Origin of the sequence: Oceanicaulis alexandrii DSM 11625 (assembly GCF_000420265.1) — a bacterium.
GTDB lineage: Bacteria > Pseudomonadota > Alphaproteobacteria > Caulobacterales > Maricaulaceae > Oceanicaulis > Oceanicaulis alexandrii.
Window position 1 is genome coordinate 458,569 of the sequence record NZ_ATUP01000001.1, and the last position, 12,877, is coordinate 471,445.

Sequence of the window (12,877 nt, forward strand, 5' to 3'; positions counted from 1 at the left end):
TTCGTCCTTTTGAGCTTTTCTGCACTCGAAACCGCCAGCACAGGAAGGGTGTTGGCGGTCAACGCCTCTCCCCACGCAAACGACAACAAGGACGTTTCCAATGCAAACCTTTATTGCCGCCCTCGGCGCCGCCGCGCTGGTTTCAACCTCCGCCCTGGCGCAAAGCCAAAACGAAACCGCGCAGGCCATCTTTGATCAATTCGCGCAAGCGTATCCCGCGCTCAACGTGACTGTCATGGTCGAGGGCGAGATCGCCTTTGAAGCCGAAGGCGGCATGATGCGCAGCGCGCAGGACGGCGTTACGACCGATTACAATGTCTACTCGACGGCCAAGCTTCTGACCGGGCTCGCTTTCGCCCGACTGGAGGCGCATCAGGGTCTGGACCTGGACCAGTCGGTGCGCGCCATCGACCCCTCCCTGCCCGCCACCTATCAGGACGTGACATTGCGCCAGCTGCTCAGCCACACGGCCGGCGTGCGCGGCTATACGGGCGATGACGACTGGATCGCCTTCAGTGATCGCCGCTGCGCTCTGCCGTCAGACGCGCTGGGACATTTCATCAATGATCCGCTGATCCATGAGCCCGGATCCCAGCATGAATACACCACCTATGGCTTTGTGCTGCTGAGCCATCTTCTGGTGGAACTGACCGGAGCTGACAGCTTTGACGCCGCCATGAGCGCCGTACTGGGCGAGACTTATACCGCTCAAGCTGACTCAGACAGCGCCGACAAGGCGACGCCGTATTTTGACGCCGGCGAAGGTCTGGCGCCCATGCCGCTCTCGGCGGAGTGCAAGTTCGGCGGCGGCGGCCTGATCGCCTCCAGCCGGGACATGGCGCAGATGGGCGCGGCCCTGGCGGACGGCTCCTTGTTGAACGCTGAAGAGATCCATGCCGCCTTCATGCCCATCCAGACGAGTGCAGGCGAAACCGTCAGCTATGTCTATGGCATGGAAGCCGGATTTGAACCCAGCATCGGCCTGCACTACGCCGCGCATTCTGGCGGCAGCCCGGGCGGCCGGAGCTTCCTGATGGTGTATGTGGAGCCGCAAGTGGTGGTCGCCACTTCGGCGAATGCGGACGGCGCAAACCATTATCCCTTGGCGCTGGCGCTGGCGGATCTGTATGCGGGGTATAGCCAGTAGACAGGTCATCGGGCGCCCGGACTGCTCCGGGCGCCCGATCCAGACGGGGACCGAAGACGTCGCTGCAGGCCGACCATAACCGGTCCGCCGTCCCTGCGATCCTCAATCAGACCCGAGTCTCACGGCGCTGATCAGGGATCAGCACCAGATCAAGAACGCGCCACAAATGGTTTGGTTCTCACTTTTCCCGATTTCAGGTGTCAGGCGGCGCGTCCGCATGCCGCCACATATACCGCGCCAGAAAAGACCGGTAGGGCGCGAACCGCGCCGCGGTGCGCACGGTCTTGCGGCGTTTGCTGGTCAGCTTTTCCAGCGTCTTGCGGGCGGTCACATCGCCATCGGGCCAGATGTCCGGTTCGCCGAAATAAAAGATGTTGGCCATGTCCGCCGTCCAGCGCCCCACGCCCCAGATTTCCACCAGACGATCAGAGCGCGCCTGAGGACTCATGGCCTGCAAGGGCTCTGTGTCCAGCCACCCCTCCCGCCGGGCGTCCGCGATGGCGATCAGGGTCTTCACCTTCGCCCCCGACAAGCCACAGCCGCGTAAATCCGCGTGCCGGTTAGGATGAAACGCATCGAGCAATTGGTCAGGATGTTCGCTGAGACTCTGAACCCGAGACCAGATCGACGCCGCCGCCTTCACGCTCAATTGCTGGCCCGCCACAGAACGACAGAGCGAAACCGGGAACGGGGTTTGCGGCGGGGTCCAGGGCTCAAGCGCGCCTTGACGCTCAATCGCCTGAAAAAGCTCGGGGCTCAGCGCTTCCGCCGCTGACAGGGAATGGTCATGGATGTCGTACGTCATGGCGCCATCCAGCCCCGGCTCCGCTCTCCCGTCAAATAACTTATTCCTGCAATTCATTCTCATCTGCTGTTGATAGTGAAAATGATTCGCATTAGTGAAAAAGCAGATTTGAGAATGGGGATCCCCGATGACTTTGCGTACTACTCTGCTTGGCGCATGCGCCTGCCTCGCCCTCACCCCGGCTGCGCTCGCCCAGTCCGAGGCCGACCAGCGCGAAACCGACGACGTGATCGTCGTCACTGGTTCGCTCGGCGCGTTCGGCGCGATGAAATCCAGCGCCCCGATCCTTGAGACCGCCCGCTCTGTGTCTGTGGTCACCGCTGAGGACTTTCTGGCGCGGGGCGCGCTGACGCTTGATGACTCGCTGAACTACACAGCCGGGGTCGTCGGCGACACATTCGGCTTCTCCACGCGCGGCGACTTCTTCCAGGTCCGCGGTCTGGACGTGCCCGAGTATCGCGACAACCTGCAGGCCCTGTTTGGCAACTACAACAACACCCGCCCGCACCTCTACACGGTGGATCAGGTCGAAGTGCTCAAGGGCCCGGCCTCGGTTCTCTATGGCCAAGGCTCTCCGGGCGGGATTGTGAACCTCGCCTCAAAGGTCGCGGGTCCGGATCTCGGTCAGGAAGTCGTGCTGAGCTATGGCACCCATGATCGCTTGGAAATCGCTGGTGATTTCAGCGCCACGCTGATCGAGGACACGCTCTATGCCCGTTTTGTCGGCGTGGCGCGCGATTCCGACACCCAGGTCGATTACGTGAATGATGACGCCATCTCGCTGGCGCCGTCCCTGACCTGGACCCCAGGCGAGAACACCGAGATCAATCTGCTGGTCAATTATGACGAGCGTGACGGCGATACGGCGCACCAGTTCCTGCCCCTGACCGGGACTTTATACCCGGGGCCAAACGGTGAGCACATGTCCAGTTCCGTCTATCATGGCGAGCCGGGCTTTAACCGTTATGACACGGAATCCACCTCCATCACCGTAATCGCCAGCCACCAGCTGAACGAGATTTTCACGCTGGAAGGCACGGCGCGCTGGCGTGATTCCTCATCCGAGTATTCCCAGAGCTGGCTGGCCTTCGCCGGCGCGGGCGTGCCGCGTCTCAACGCAGACGGCAATGGCGTGCGCTCCTGGTATGACAATCCGGCCTCGTCCGAACAGCTCGCGTTTGATGCGCGCGTCCGTGCTGATTTCATGACCGGCGCCTTGGAGCACGAAGTGCTTGCAGGCGTGAACTATCAGGATGTGGAGCTGACCTCCTCGCGCGCCTTCTTGCGTCAGGGCGTCCTGAACGCTTTCAACCCGGTGTACGGCAATGGCGTCCCGTCCATGGCGGAGCTTGACGCGGTGCGCGGCACGACCGAGAGCGAAAGCGAATACTGGGGCTTTTACGCCCATGACCAGATCAGCTGGAACAACTGGATCGCCAATTTCGGCGTGCGTGTGGACGACGTCTCCAACAGCAATAACGGCGTGTCTCAGGATGTCGACGCCACCACGATTGCTGCAGGACTGCTATATGCCTTCGACAACGGTCTGTCGCCCTATGTCAGCTATGCTGAATCCTTCGAGCCTCAGCTGGGTGTGGACAATGTCACCGGCGCTGCGCTGAAGCCGGAAGAGGGCGAACAGTTCGAGCTGGGCGTGAAGTACCAGCCGGCCGGTTCGCGCAGCTATGTGACCCTGGCCTATTTCGACATCACCCAGTCCAACCTGCCCAATCCGCAAGGCCTGCCCAATGCGCCCTCCCAGCAAGAGGGCGAAGCGAGCATCACCGGGTTTGAGATTGAAGGCGTCACTGTCGTCGAGCTGCCTGTTGGTGATCTCAAGCTCAATGCTTCAGCGTCCTGGCTGGACGCGGAAGACCCTAACGGCCAGCCCTTCTCTTCCATTCCTGAAGAACAGGCGTCGATCTGGGGCGAGTTCTCGCCCACAGCAATGCAAGACCTGCGACTGGGCGTAGGCGTCCGTTATCTGGGTGACAATGAAAGCGGCTCGATCACAACCGACGGCTACACGGTCGCCGACATGATGGTGGGCTATGACTTTGAAAACTGGAGCGCGATGTTGAACGTGCGCAACCTGTTTGATGAAGAGTATTACGCCACCTGTCTGGCGCGGGGCGATTGCTTCCCCGGCGAGGAACGCACCGTCAATCTTCGCGTCGCTCGACGCTTCTAGGATCAGGTGCTGAGATCGTGGCGACCTCTTCGATTGCAGCACTGATCGCCGGACTGGCGCTGGGTCTTCTCGGCCTGGCGCTGGTTCGGCTGTCCTGGATCCGGCGTCAGGGTTCACACAGCCGCCTGATGATGGCGGGATGGGCCCTGATGATCGTATCCGCCTGGCCGTTCGTGTTCGCCCTGGGGCCAGACCTGGGCGTCACCGCGGCTTTCATCGCGCCCATGCTGGGCGCGATGAGCATTATGTCACAAGGGATGAGCCGGCCTGTCTCCGCTCCCGCTCTCAAAGCTGTCCCGGTTTCAACCGGCGACCGCTCCCGCTGGATGGCGAGCTTGCGCACCCTGTCCGTCGCCGCGCTGGCGGGACCTGTCTCGCTGGGCGTGACTCTGATCGCCAGCATCGCTCTGTTCCGTCTGACCCAGACTTTGAACTGGGCCACGCCCGACAGCCTGTTCGCCACCTTGGTGTTCGCGCCCCTGGGCTGGGCGGGATTGGCTGTGATCTGCGCGCTGGAAGCCCCCCTGCGCTGGCGCACCGCCGCCCTGGTCGGCCTCGCTCTCGTCTGCGCGCTCATCGCGCTTTTTCTTTCGCCCCCGGTTTCGTGAGATCCTGACTTATGGCCGCTTCCTCTCGCCCCTCTGTCTGGCCCGACCTCTCCGCCAAGCTCGTCGCCCGCATGCTCTCCGCCCATGCCGGGATCGGCGTGGTGCTGGGCGCTTTGCTCTATATCGTCTCCCTGAGCGGGGTTCTGGTGGTGTTTCACGCCGAGTTCGCCCGCTGGGAGCAGCCTCACATCACCGAAGTCAGCGCCGCATCGCCAGAGCTGGCCGCCCGTTCGGCGCAAACCCTGCTCGATCATGCGAGCGCGGCCGGCGAGACGCCGGACCGCATCTCGGTCTTCCTGCCCACCCCGGATTCCCCGCGGCTCGCTGGCGGGTATGGCGACACCTACTGGTTCATTGATGAGAGCGCGGCTTTGGGCGAGACGATCGACCACGGCTTTTCCGAATTTCTGATCGACCTGCATTACTATCTGCATCTGCCCTCCACGCTGGGCCTGATCGTGGTGGGGCTTTTGGGCGTGATGATGCTGGCGCTGGTCGTGTCAGGATTCCTGGCCCATCCGCGTGTGTTCAAGGATGCGTTTCGCAGTCACAAGCCCGGCAATGGCCAGCTGAGCCTGGCGGACCGCCACAACCGGCTGTCGGTCTGGGGCGCGCCGTTTCACATCATGATCCCGCTGACCGGCGCCGCTTTGGGGCTCGCCACCCTCGTGGCGCTGACCCTGGCGCAGACCCAGCCGGGCATGACCGTCAACGCGATGTTCGATACCGTTTTCGGCCCCGGCGCAGAGGAGACCGCAGAAGCCGGTCCCCTGCCCGACATCGCCCAGGCGCTGCGCGTGGTGGAGAGCGACTTCACCGACGCTGGCCTGACGCCCTGGATCGTGCAGATCGAAAACCCCGGACAGGACGGGCAGACCCTGCAAATCCTGACCGCCGCCAATCAGCGGCTGATCTTCGGCGAATACCTGCAATTCTCCCCGGACGGCGCGTTCATCGGCAAGACCGGACTGGATGACGGCGCATTTGGTCAACAGGCCACGGCGTCCGTCTACAACCTGCATTTCGGAAACTGGGGCGGCGTGCCCGTCAAGCTGATCTATGTGGCGCTGGGCCTCGCTCTGTGCGTGGTCTGCGTCAGCGGCGTGCAGCTCTGGCTTTACAAGCGCGCCCGCAAAAAAGGCCCGCAGCCGCGTCTGGAACGCAGCTGGATCGCTTTGGTCTGGGGACCGCCGGCCCTGATCGGTCTCGTGCTGGCGCTCGACCGGGTGCTGGGCCTCGCAGACGCGGCGATGCCTGCGGTCTTCTGGATCGGCTTGCTGATCATCACGGGGCTCAGCATGTTCACGCCGTCAACCGCGACGCTGTCTCGCGGTCTAAAACTGTCGGGCTCGGCGCTGATTCTCATTGGCGCGGGTGCGCATTTCCTGGCCTATGGCGTGTCCGGCTATCAAAGCCCGGCAGCCTGGGGCGTATTCGCAGGCTTGATGATCAGCGCCCTGGCGCTAGGCGTGAACGCCTTGACGGCCTCAACGCCTCTTCGCGCGCCAAAGCCCGCACCCGCTGACCCGCAGGTTCAAGCCTAAACCAAGACGACATTGCGCCCTTTACCGGGGATGGGGTCCATCACAGATGGCGGACAGTTCAGCCAGGCGGTCATCTGCCCCCAGCGCTGAAAGCCGCGCGCCGCGAATTCACGATCCCTGAGAAGTTTGACCATCAGCGCCGCTTTCTTGCAGTTACGCGGACCGGTGATGTAGGCGATCTGGGTTGTGAGCGGGATGTGCAAGCTGACGCTCAAGGCCAGCTCGCTGTACTCAAACGGATGCTGGCGGATCGTCGCGGCGCGATAATCCACGATCAGGCCCTGAACAGGTATCTCCCGGAAGCGCTCGCCCAAGCGGCGTATGCCGGGCACGGACTGGTCAATCGTCATGTTGGCGCCAACCGCCAGATACCAGATCCTCGGACGCTCACAGATCAATTCACTGGCGTAAATCAAACGGCTCATGCCAAGAATTCTGCGGCGCATATTTTAATAACTTATGATCGTGTCGCGCGTCTGAATCCACGGGCGCCGGGCCGCCATCAGCCCCGACAGCGGTCTGTTTCCCCTCGCTCGATCAAGGCTCTGGAACGCATCAGAGCCTCTGTGACAAGCCCCATCACCGCCTTGATCCGCGGCGCATCGCGAAGATCGGGATGTGTGAGCACCCACAAATCTTCCCAAGGCTCCACTTTTGAGCCCGGAATGCGGATCAATCGCTCATCTGACTCTGCGATATAACAAGCCCCCCGGATCATGCCCTGCCCGCGCGCGGCCGCCTCGTGCAGCATATCGATATCATCAATCACATAGCCGACCGGCGCTTCTGGGCATGGGGAGCGCTCGATCCATTGCGCCGGCGTGCGCCGCACCAGCCAGCGCCGGTCAGGCAGGGCCACCTGGTCGAAATAATCCCGGGCGCAGTAATGGGCCAGCGCATAGGGAAACAACCGTCGCCCCACCAGATGCTCATCCGGCGCAGATGCGCCGCGAATGACGATGTCCGCATCAGACCGGTCCAGATCCGCATAGGCGTACGAGCATTTCAATGTCAGCGAAATATCAGGATTGGCTTGTGCAAACGCGGTCAGCTCTTCAAGCAAGACCACCCGTGCGATGGCGTCTGGCAAGGACACCGTCACCGGCCCCGCCATGTCTGGCGACACTGCGCGAAGGCGTCGCTCGCCCTCCAGACAGGCCGCCTCCATCCGGATCGCCGCTTCCAGCACAGGCGCCCCCACTGCTGTCACCTGATAGCGACCGGATATCCGTTCAAAGACCGCTCCGCCCATGCGCCGGGTCAGGTCCGCCAGACGCCGCGACACAGTGGCATGGTTCACGCCCAACGCCGCGCCGGCCTGTCTTATCGCCCCGGTACGCGCCAGAGCCAGCACCAGCCTGAAATCATCCCAGTTCGTCATCTTCGCCCCTTCTGGTGCATTAACGCACCAGAAAGGGCGAGAGACAATCCACAGAAGACCGGCCTGTCAGTGATAGATGGTGCGAAAATCAACCATTGAGAGCTCCCATGCGTTTCTTACTCCACTTGACCTCCAGCGCTCTGCTTGGCCTAGCGACACCCCCGGCCCTGGCCGAAACCGGACTGCTGATCCTCAGCCCACAGCCCATCACCCTACCCCTTGAGACCCCGGCGGCCCTGGATGCCCTTGGGTGCTCGGTCTGGCGTCATGGCCGGGTGGGCGCATCCCGCGGTGAGCTGTCGCTTGGCGACGCCACCCATTTTGCTCTCACGAGTTGTGAGACCGATCAGACCACGACCGCCGAAGGGCGCGCTGCGCTGCGCTTCAGTCTCGGCCTGCCCGAGAGCGCCGTTCTTATTGAAGGCGCATATCGGAACAAGGAGGTGCACCCCGCCTCCATGACCGAAACAGCAGAGCGGTATTACGTCCTGAAAATCAGCCGCTTCAACAATACCGATGTGGGTGCGCGTCAGGCCGAACATGCCGCCTTCATGGCGACCGCAGCCGAGCGCCCCCATGCCTTCTCCATTGCGGCGACGATCGATGTGGACTGGGCGACGGGCATGCCCACGCCGGACACGGTGGAGGTGTTTTACTATCGCGACTATGCCGAAAGCCGCGCCTTCGTCACAGGGAATGACGACATCATCACAGCGTCCGATGCGTTTAACGCCGCCCATTTCGACGCATATGTGTATTTCGCCGGTCTGACGCCCGACGCGCGCGCGCCACAAACCCGGCTGGAGGCCGGCTCGGTGCTCAGCTACACGCTCGCCGCGCCTTCAGAAACAGGCGTGCAGGCGCGCAACGGCTTCGCCCAGTTTGACGCCATGGCCGCCGCACAGCGGGCTTCCTGGCCGCGCTTTGATGTGCGCAGCACCATTTTGGGGGATTTTGAACCGGAGAGCGTGCAGATGCATGTCTGGCCCTCTCAACAAGCGGCCGACGCGTATGAGACCTATGAACGCCGCCCCCTGCTGGAGAGCTTTGCATCTCAAGGCTGGACGGGGCGTCGGATTTACAGCGCCGTTCTGGAAGATGACCTCGATCTGACGCTCGACCCCGACAAGTTTTACACGCTGGCGCTGGCCTGGTTTGACCCGGAAAATCCAACCGATTATGCGCGCTATCTCGATATGGTCGCCGGGGACCTCGCCGCCGTCGGCGGGCGGTTTGTGTACAAGATGTACAATCCCGACGCCCATCTGACCGGTGAGACGCTGGACGCGCCCGACCAGATCACCCTGGCCGAATGGGACAGCATTGAAAGCCTGCGCGCCTTGCGCAGCCTGCCCCAATATCAAGCCGCCGCCCCGTATCTCGACAGCGGAACGCGATATTTCGAGTTCTACAGCCTCACCCTCACCTCGCCCTCACAAGGCGTCACCGCGCCCTAGCGCCTCCCCACACCCGAGCCGCAGGCTCGCAAGGGCGAACGCCCGCCCGCAGCGAAGCGAGGATCGACTGAGCGGAGCGAAGGAGAACAAGAAAACCGGACCGCAGGTCCGCAAGGGCGAACGCCCGCCCGAAGCGAGGCGAGGAGTGAAAGCCCGAACGGGCTTGAGCATCAGTCAAACCGAGCCGCAGGCTCGCAAGCGCGAAAGCGCGCCCGCAGCGAAGCGAGGATCGACCGAACGGAGTGAAGGAGAACAGAAAAAATGGTGCGGGCGGCCGGACTTGAACCGGCACGGGCGTTGCCGCCCAACGGATTTTAAGTATTTATTAACTTATTGCAAGCCTCTAAAACAAAACGCTTTTTAAGAGGTTTCTGTGTGTATGTGTAAGAAACTGTGTCGGTTAAAATGTCATTTGACGATCAATCAGATCGATAGCGCATAACAGAATTTCACCAAAGCTCGTGCTATTATTGAGCCACGAGATTCGAGCCAGCGCAAAGGGTCAGTTTTTATGTTAACTTTCAATAAGATAAACTGTTGCCTCGCCAAGCTCTGTACGCTTAGATAGAACTACATAGCTATGCAACACTTGATAATTGAATGATCCGGCAATACCGATATGAAGACCTAAGCGACGATGAGTTCGAAGAGCTTGCGAACCGTCTTTGCACACAGCTCCTTGGCATCGGAACTATTTCATTTGCGCCCGGCAAGGATGGCGGGCGAGATGGAAAATTCACAGGCACGGCAACGCATTACCCGAGTGCGGTCGCGCCTCATAGTGGGAAATTCATTATTCAATCCAAATGGACTTCTAATCCTGCAGCTTCCTGCGCCGATAACGATTTTGCACGGCTTATGGACAAGGAATTCCCCAAGGTACAGGCGCTCTTTGAGAATGGTGAGATTGACCACTACATCGTTTTCACAAATAGGAGAAAGCCCGCAAAATCCACTCTGGTTCTTGCGGAAAAATTCGCCGAAATCGGCCTTACGTCTGTGGATTTTTTCGGCACAGAGGAGATCGACCGTTGGCTAGAAATGAACCCGGCGATCTGGACGAGCCTCGGTTTTGCCGACAGTAGCCAGCCTTTTCGGGTTGACCCTACAGACTTGAGCGATGTTGTTGTGGCCTTTAAGGAGGCCGTTGACGACGCTGAACACACGTTCAGCAGCGCAACAAACTTCACTCATGTCAAATTCAAGGAAAAGAACAAAATCAACATTCTAACCGATGAGTACGCCGACTATATTAGAAGCGAGTCGATGCCATACTTTTCGGACATCAAGGCCTTTCTGAGCGATCCACGGAACTCAGAATTTCGAGACCTTTACCACGATGCGGCTGACGACCTGAAACAGAAGATCATGGTGACTAGGAGCCAATTCACGACCTTCGATAAGGTCCTAACTTACATCCATGACGCGATCACGAACAACAATCCGAAGCTACGAACAAGAAAGCGGTTCGTCCGCGTCTTCCTTCATTACATGTACCACGACTGCGATATCGGCCAGCATGCTTAGTCCCGCCAAACACCTTGATTTAGACCGCTCGGCACTGCGTGTTTCGAGCGTAATCCTGTCTGAATTGAAACGTCGCCGGGTTGTATCATTCGATGCTGTTAGGAAGCTCGTGGCAAACCGTATCAAGGATGATAGCGATTTCGTGCTGATGCCAGCGCTCAACTTCTTATACCTCATTGGTCGGGTAGATTATCACCCGAAGACAGACTCATTTGAATACATATCCAACGGAGGCAATGCGGATGCAGATTAGTCGCCTCTATTCGAATAAACCGAACGTATTTACGCCAATTGATTTCCACTGCGCGGAAAATTCAGGAACGCTTAATGTCGTGTTCGCAGAAGTAAAAAATCCAAAAGATGATAAAAAAGATTCTCACAACCTAGGCAAGACAACGTTAATTCATCTTATTGAATTCTGCCTATTGAAATATATCACCGGAACACAACACTTTCTGGAAAAGCGTAGTGATCGATTTAAATCGTTTGTCTTCTACCTTGAACTCGCGCTCCATGATGGTGGGTTCGTAACGGTATCGAGGTCCGTCGCAAACAATACGAATGTGTCTCTTAAAAAACATGATCAGTGCGGTCAGGACTTCACTTCGCTTCACGAGGATGAATGGGACCATCATGAAATTCCTCTAGCGACAGCCGTCACGTTGCTAGACTCATATTTAGATCTGCGTCTTGTGGAACCTTGGGGCTACCGCAAAGGTGTATCTTACTTCCTGCGCACACAGAATGATTATCGCGACGTTTTTCAGATCCAGAAATTCGTGCAGGGCAAAGATCGAGAATGGAAGCCATATCTGGCTAGCATCTTCGAACTAGACCATGAGGCTGCTGGAAAAAAGTATGAGATAGATCAGCTCATAGAGGAGGCCTCGGGGCGCCGCAAACGCAAAGAAGCCGAAATCCTGCCAGAATACAATGATCGAGATTCTCTAGCTTCTGAGATTGAGATCAAGCGCGATGAGCTATCGGATGTCGAAACGCAACTTGACGATTTCGACTTTTCCCACGAAGAGCGCCGGATTAATCGGGACTTGGTAGATCAGGTTGAGCGAGAGCTCGCCGACATCGCCCGCAAGCTGTATACGGTCGAAGTTGATATAGAGCAGATCGACCACTCGCTTTCGAATGGTGTGAAGTTTGACCTCGGAAAGATTAAGGGTATTTTCTCGGAGAGCGAAGTCCACTTTCCCGACGCTCTATCTCGAAGCTACGAGGATCTCGTCGAGTTCAACAAGAAACTCACAAACGACCGAAATACTTCGTTGCGCTCAAGGAAGCGCGACCTGTTGTCCCTCAGGGATGAATTAGAAAATCGACAGGATGAGCTGAGCGCGCAGCGCAGCGAATATCATGCGATAATCAAAACCGCCGACTCTTTTAAAAAATACAAAGAACTACAAAAGCAGTTGGCGAAACAACGCGCCAATATCGCAATTCTGGAAGGTCAGCTTTCACGGCTGGACGAATTGCAAGAAATTGATTTGGAAATTCGCGAGCTCCGCAAGCAACGCGACGAACTTGTCCATCGTATGGAGATGAGCCTTCGGTCTGAGAATTCACGCAAGAATGAGGTCATCAGATTATTCAATAGGTATGTTCGCCGAGTATTGAATATCAATGGCAAGTTTGTGATCCGACAGAACAAAGAAGGTAATTTTGAGTTTAATATCCAAACGTTAGACCGGTTGGGGCAGGACACAAGCCAAGCCGACGGGAAGACATATGGTCAGCTCATCTGCGCTTTGTTTGATATGGCCGTACTAAAGGTTCTGGAAGATCTACCGTTCTTTCATTTTGTTTATCACGATGGTCTCCTAGAGGGGCTGGATAATAGGAAAAAAATCGCCGTTCTCGAACTCGCGCGCGAACTAATTCAGTCTGGAAAAATTCAGTACATTTTGAGCGTTATCGATTCCGATCTGCCTCGGGATGAGAATGAGCACAAAATCACTTTCTCTGATGACGAAGTCATTCTAAGCCTCAATGACAGCGGCAACGCCGGTCTGCTTTTCAAAATGCCACCGTTCTAGGCAACCATTCCCATGGAGAGAAAAGCCGCTACTCCCCCGGAGCCGACACAGCCTCACTGAAGCATCGGTCCGTAGCGCGAGGGGCCTCCCCTTGATCGCATAGCGATGTCGCCAGAGGCGGCAGGATTGCCGAAGTAAGGCCGAAATTACCCTCCGTATCAGGTCTCCG

The 12,877-nt window shown here is 58.5% G+C and carries 11 protein-coding genes; 8 read left to right on the plus strand and 3 right to left on the minus strand.

Features of this window, described 5'->3' with window-relative positions; genetic code table 11:
* Positions 1–100 precede the first annotated feature (100 nt).
* Positions 101–1,147, plus strand: coding sequence for a serine hydrolase domain-containing protein (locus tag G405_RS0102295; protein ID WP_022699878.1), 1,047 nt, complete (start codon positions 101–103; stop codon positions 1,145–1,147).
* 193 nt (positions 1,148–1,340) lie between these two features.
* Here the strand turns inward: G405_RS0102295 and G405_RS0102300 are convergent, their stop codons facing one another.
* Positions 1,341–1,952, minus strand: coding sequence for a DNA-3-methyladenine glycosylase family protein (locus G405_RS0102300; RefSeq protein ID WP_022699879.1), 612 nt, complete (start codon positions 1,950–1,952; stop codon positions 1,341–1,343).
* A gap of 127 nt (positions 1,953–2,079) precedes the next feature.
* Here G405_RS0102300 and G405_RS14755 point away from each other — a divergent pair, with 127 nt between their 5' ends.
* Genes G405_RS14755 through G405_RS14760 form a run of 3 tightly spaced genes read left to right on the plus strand, consistent with a single transcriptional unit; the run spans position 2,080 to position 6,295 of the window.
* Complete coding sequence (locus G405_RS14755) at positions 2,080–4,143, plus strand: TonB-dependent siderophore receptor (RefSeq protein ID WP_022699880.1); 2,064 nt, start codon at positions 2,080–2,082, stop codon at positions 4,141–4,143.
* Between the two features lie 17 nt (positions 4,144–4,160).
* Positions 4,161–4,751 (plus strand): hypothetical protein, encoded by a 591-nt coding sequence (locus G405_RS0102310; RefSeq protein ID WP_022699881.1) that lies wholly within the window; start codon positions 4,161–4,163, stop codon positions 4,749–4,751.
* A gap of 11 nt (positions 4,752–4,762) precedes the next feature.
* Positions 4,763–6,295, plus strand: coding sequence for a PepSY-associated TM helix domain-containing protein (locus G405_RS14760; protein WP_022699882.1), 1,533 nt, complete (start codon positions 4,763–4,765; stop codon positions 6,293–6,295).
* On the opposite strand, the gene G405_RS0102320 is transcribed toward G405_RS14760, so the two are convergent.
* Positions 6,292–6,720 (minus strand): hypothetical protein, encoded by a 429-nt coding sequence (locus G405_RS0102320; RefSeq protein WP_022699883.1) that lies wholly within the window; start codon positions 6,718–6,720, stop codon positions 6,292–6,294. The genes G405_RS14760 and G405_RS0102320 overlap by 4 nt on opposite strands.
* Before the next feature lie 77 nt (positions 6,721–6,797).
* On the minus strand, positions 6,798–7,676 hold the full coding sequence (locus G405_RS0102325; protein WP_022699884.1) for a LysR family transcriptional regulator: 879 nt from the start codon (positions 7,674–7,676) through the stop codon (positions 6,798–6,800).
* A 107-nt stretch (positions 7,677–7,783) separates the two neighbouring features.
* Here G405_RS0102325 and G405_RS0102330 point away from each other — a divergent pair, with 107 nt between their 5' ends.
* The 4 genes from G405_RS0102330 (at position 7,784) to G405_RS0102345 (ending at position 12,708) form a co-directional block, all read left to right on the plus strand.
* Positions 7,784–9,133 (plus strand): DUF1330 domain-containing protein, encoded by a 1,350-nt coding sequence (locus tag G405_RS0102330; RefSeq protein WP_022699885.1) that lies wholly within the window; start codon positions 7,784–7,786, stop codon positions 9,131–9,133.
* Between the two features lie 600 nt (positions 9,134–9,733).
* A complete protein-coding gene (locus G405_RS0102335) occupies positions 9,734–10,660 on the plus strand; it encodes an ABC-three component system protein (protein WP_156861324.1) in 927 nt (308 codons plus the stop codon).
* On the plus strand, positions 10,653–10,913 hold the full coding sequence (locus G405_RS17290) for an ABC-three component system middle component 8 (RefSeq protein WP_407667902.1): 261 nt from the start codon (positions 10,653–10,655) through the stop codon (positions 10,911–10,913). Before G405_RS0102335 ends, G405_RS17290 begins: the two co-directional genes overlap by 8 nt.
* Positions 10,903–12,708 (plus strand): DUF2326 domain-containing protein, encoded by a 1,806-nt coding sequence (locus tag G405_RS0102345; protein ID WP_169447484.1) that lies wholly within the window; start codon positions 10,903–10,905, stop codon positions 12,706–12,708. Before G405_RS17290 ends, G405_RS0102345 begins: the two co-directional genes overlap by 11 nt.
* Positions 12,709–12,877 lie beyond the last annotated feature (169 nt).

Bases quoted from the DNA above. Each gene is read 5' to 3' on its own strand.
- G405_RS0102295 (WP_022699878.1), top strand. From the start codon at position 101: ATGCAAACCTTTATTGCCGCCCTCGGCGCCGCCGCGCTGGTTTCAACC.
- G405_RS0102300 (WP_022699879.1), bottom strand. From the start codon at position 1,952: ATGACGTACGACATCCATGACCATTCCCTGTCAGCGGCGGAAGCGCTG.
- G405_RS14755 (WP_022699880.1), top strand. From the start codon at position 2,080: ATGACTTTGCGTACTACTCTGCTTGGCGCATGCGCCTGCCTCGCCCTC.
- G405_RS14760 (WP_022699882.1), top strand. From the start codon at position 4,763: ATGGCCGCTTCCTCTCGCCCCTCTGTCTGGCCCGACCTCTCCGCCAAG.
- G405_RS0102320 (WP_022699883.1), bottom strand. From the start codon at position 6,720: ATGAGCCGTTTGATTTACGCCAGTGAATTGATCTGTGAGCGTCCGAGG.
- G405_RS0102325 (WP_022699884.1), bottom strand. From the start codon at position 7,676: ATGACGAACTGGGATGATTTCAGGCTGGTGCTGGCTCTGGCGCGTACC.
- G405_RS0102330 (WP_022699885.1), top strand. From the start codon at position 7,784: ATGCGTTTCTTACTCCACTTGACCTCCAGCGCTCTGCTTGGCCTAGCG.
- G405_RS0102335 (WP_156861324.1), top strand. From the start codon at position 9,734: ATGATCCGGCAATACCGATATGAAGACCTAAGCGACGATGAGTTCGAA.
- G405_RS17290 (WP_407667902.1), top strand. From the start codon at position 10,653: ATGCTTAGTCCCGCCAAACACCTTGATTTAGACCGCTCGGCACTGCGT.
- G405_RS0102345 (WP_169447484.1), top strand. From the start codon at position 10,903: ATGCAGATTAGTCGCCTCTATTCGAATAAACCGAACGTATTTACGCCA.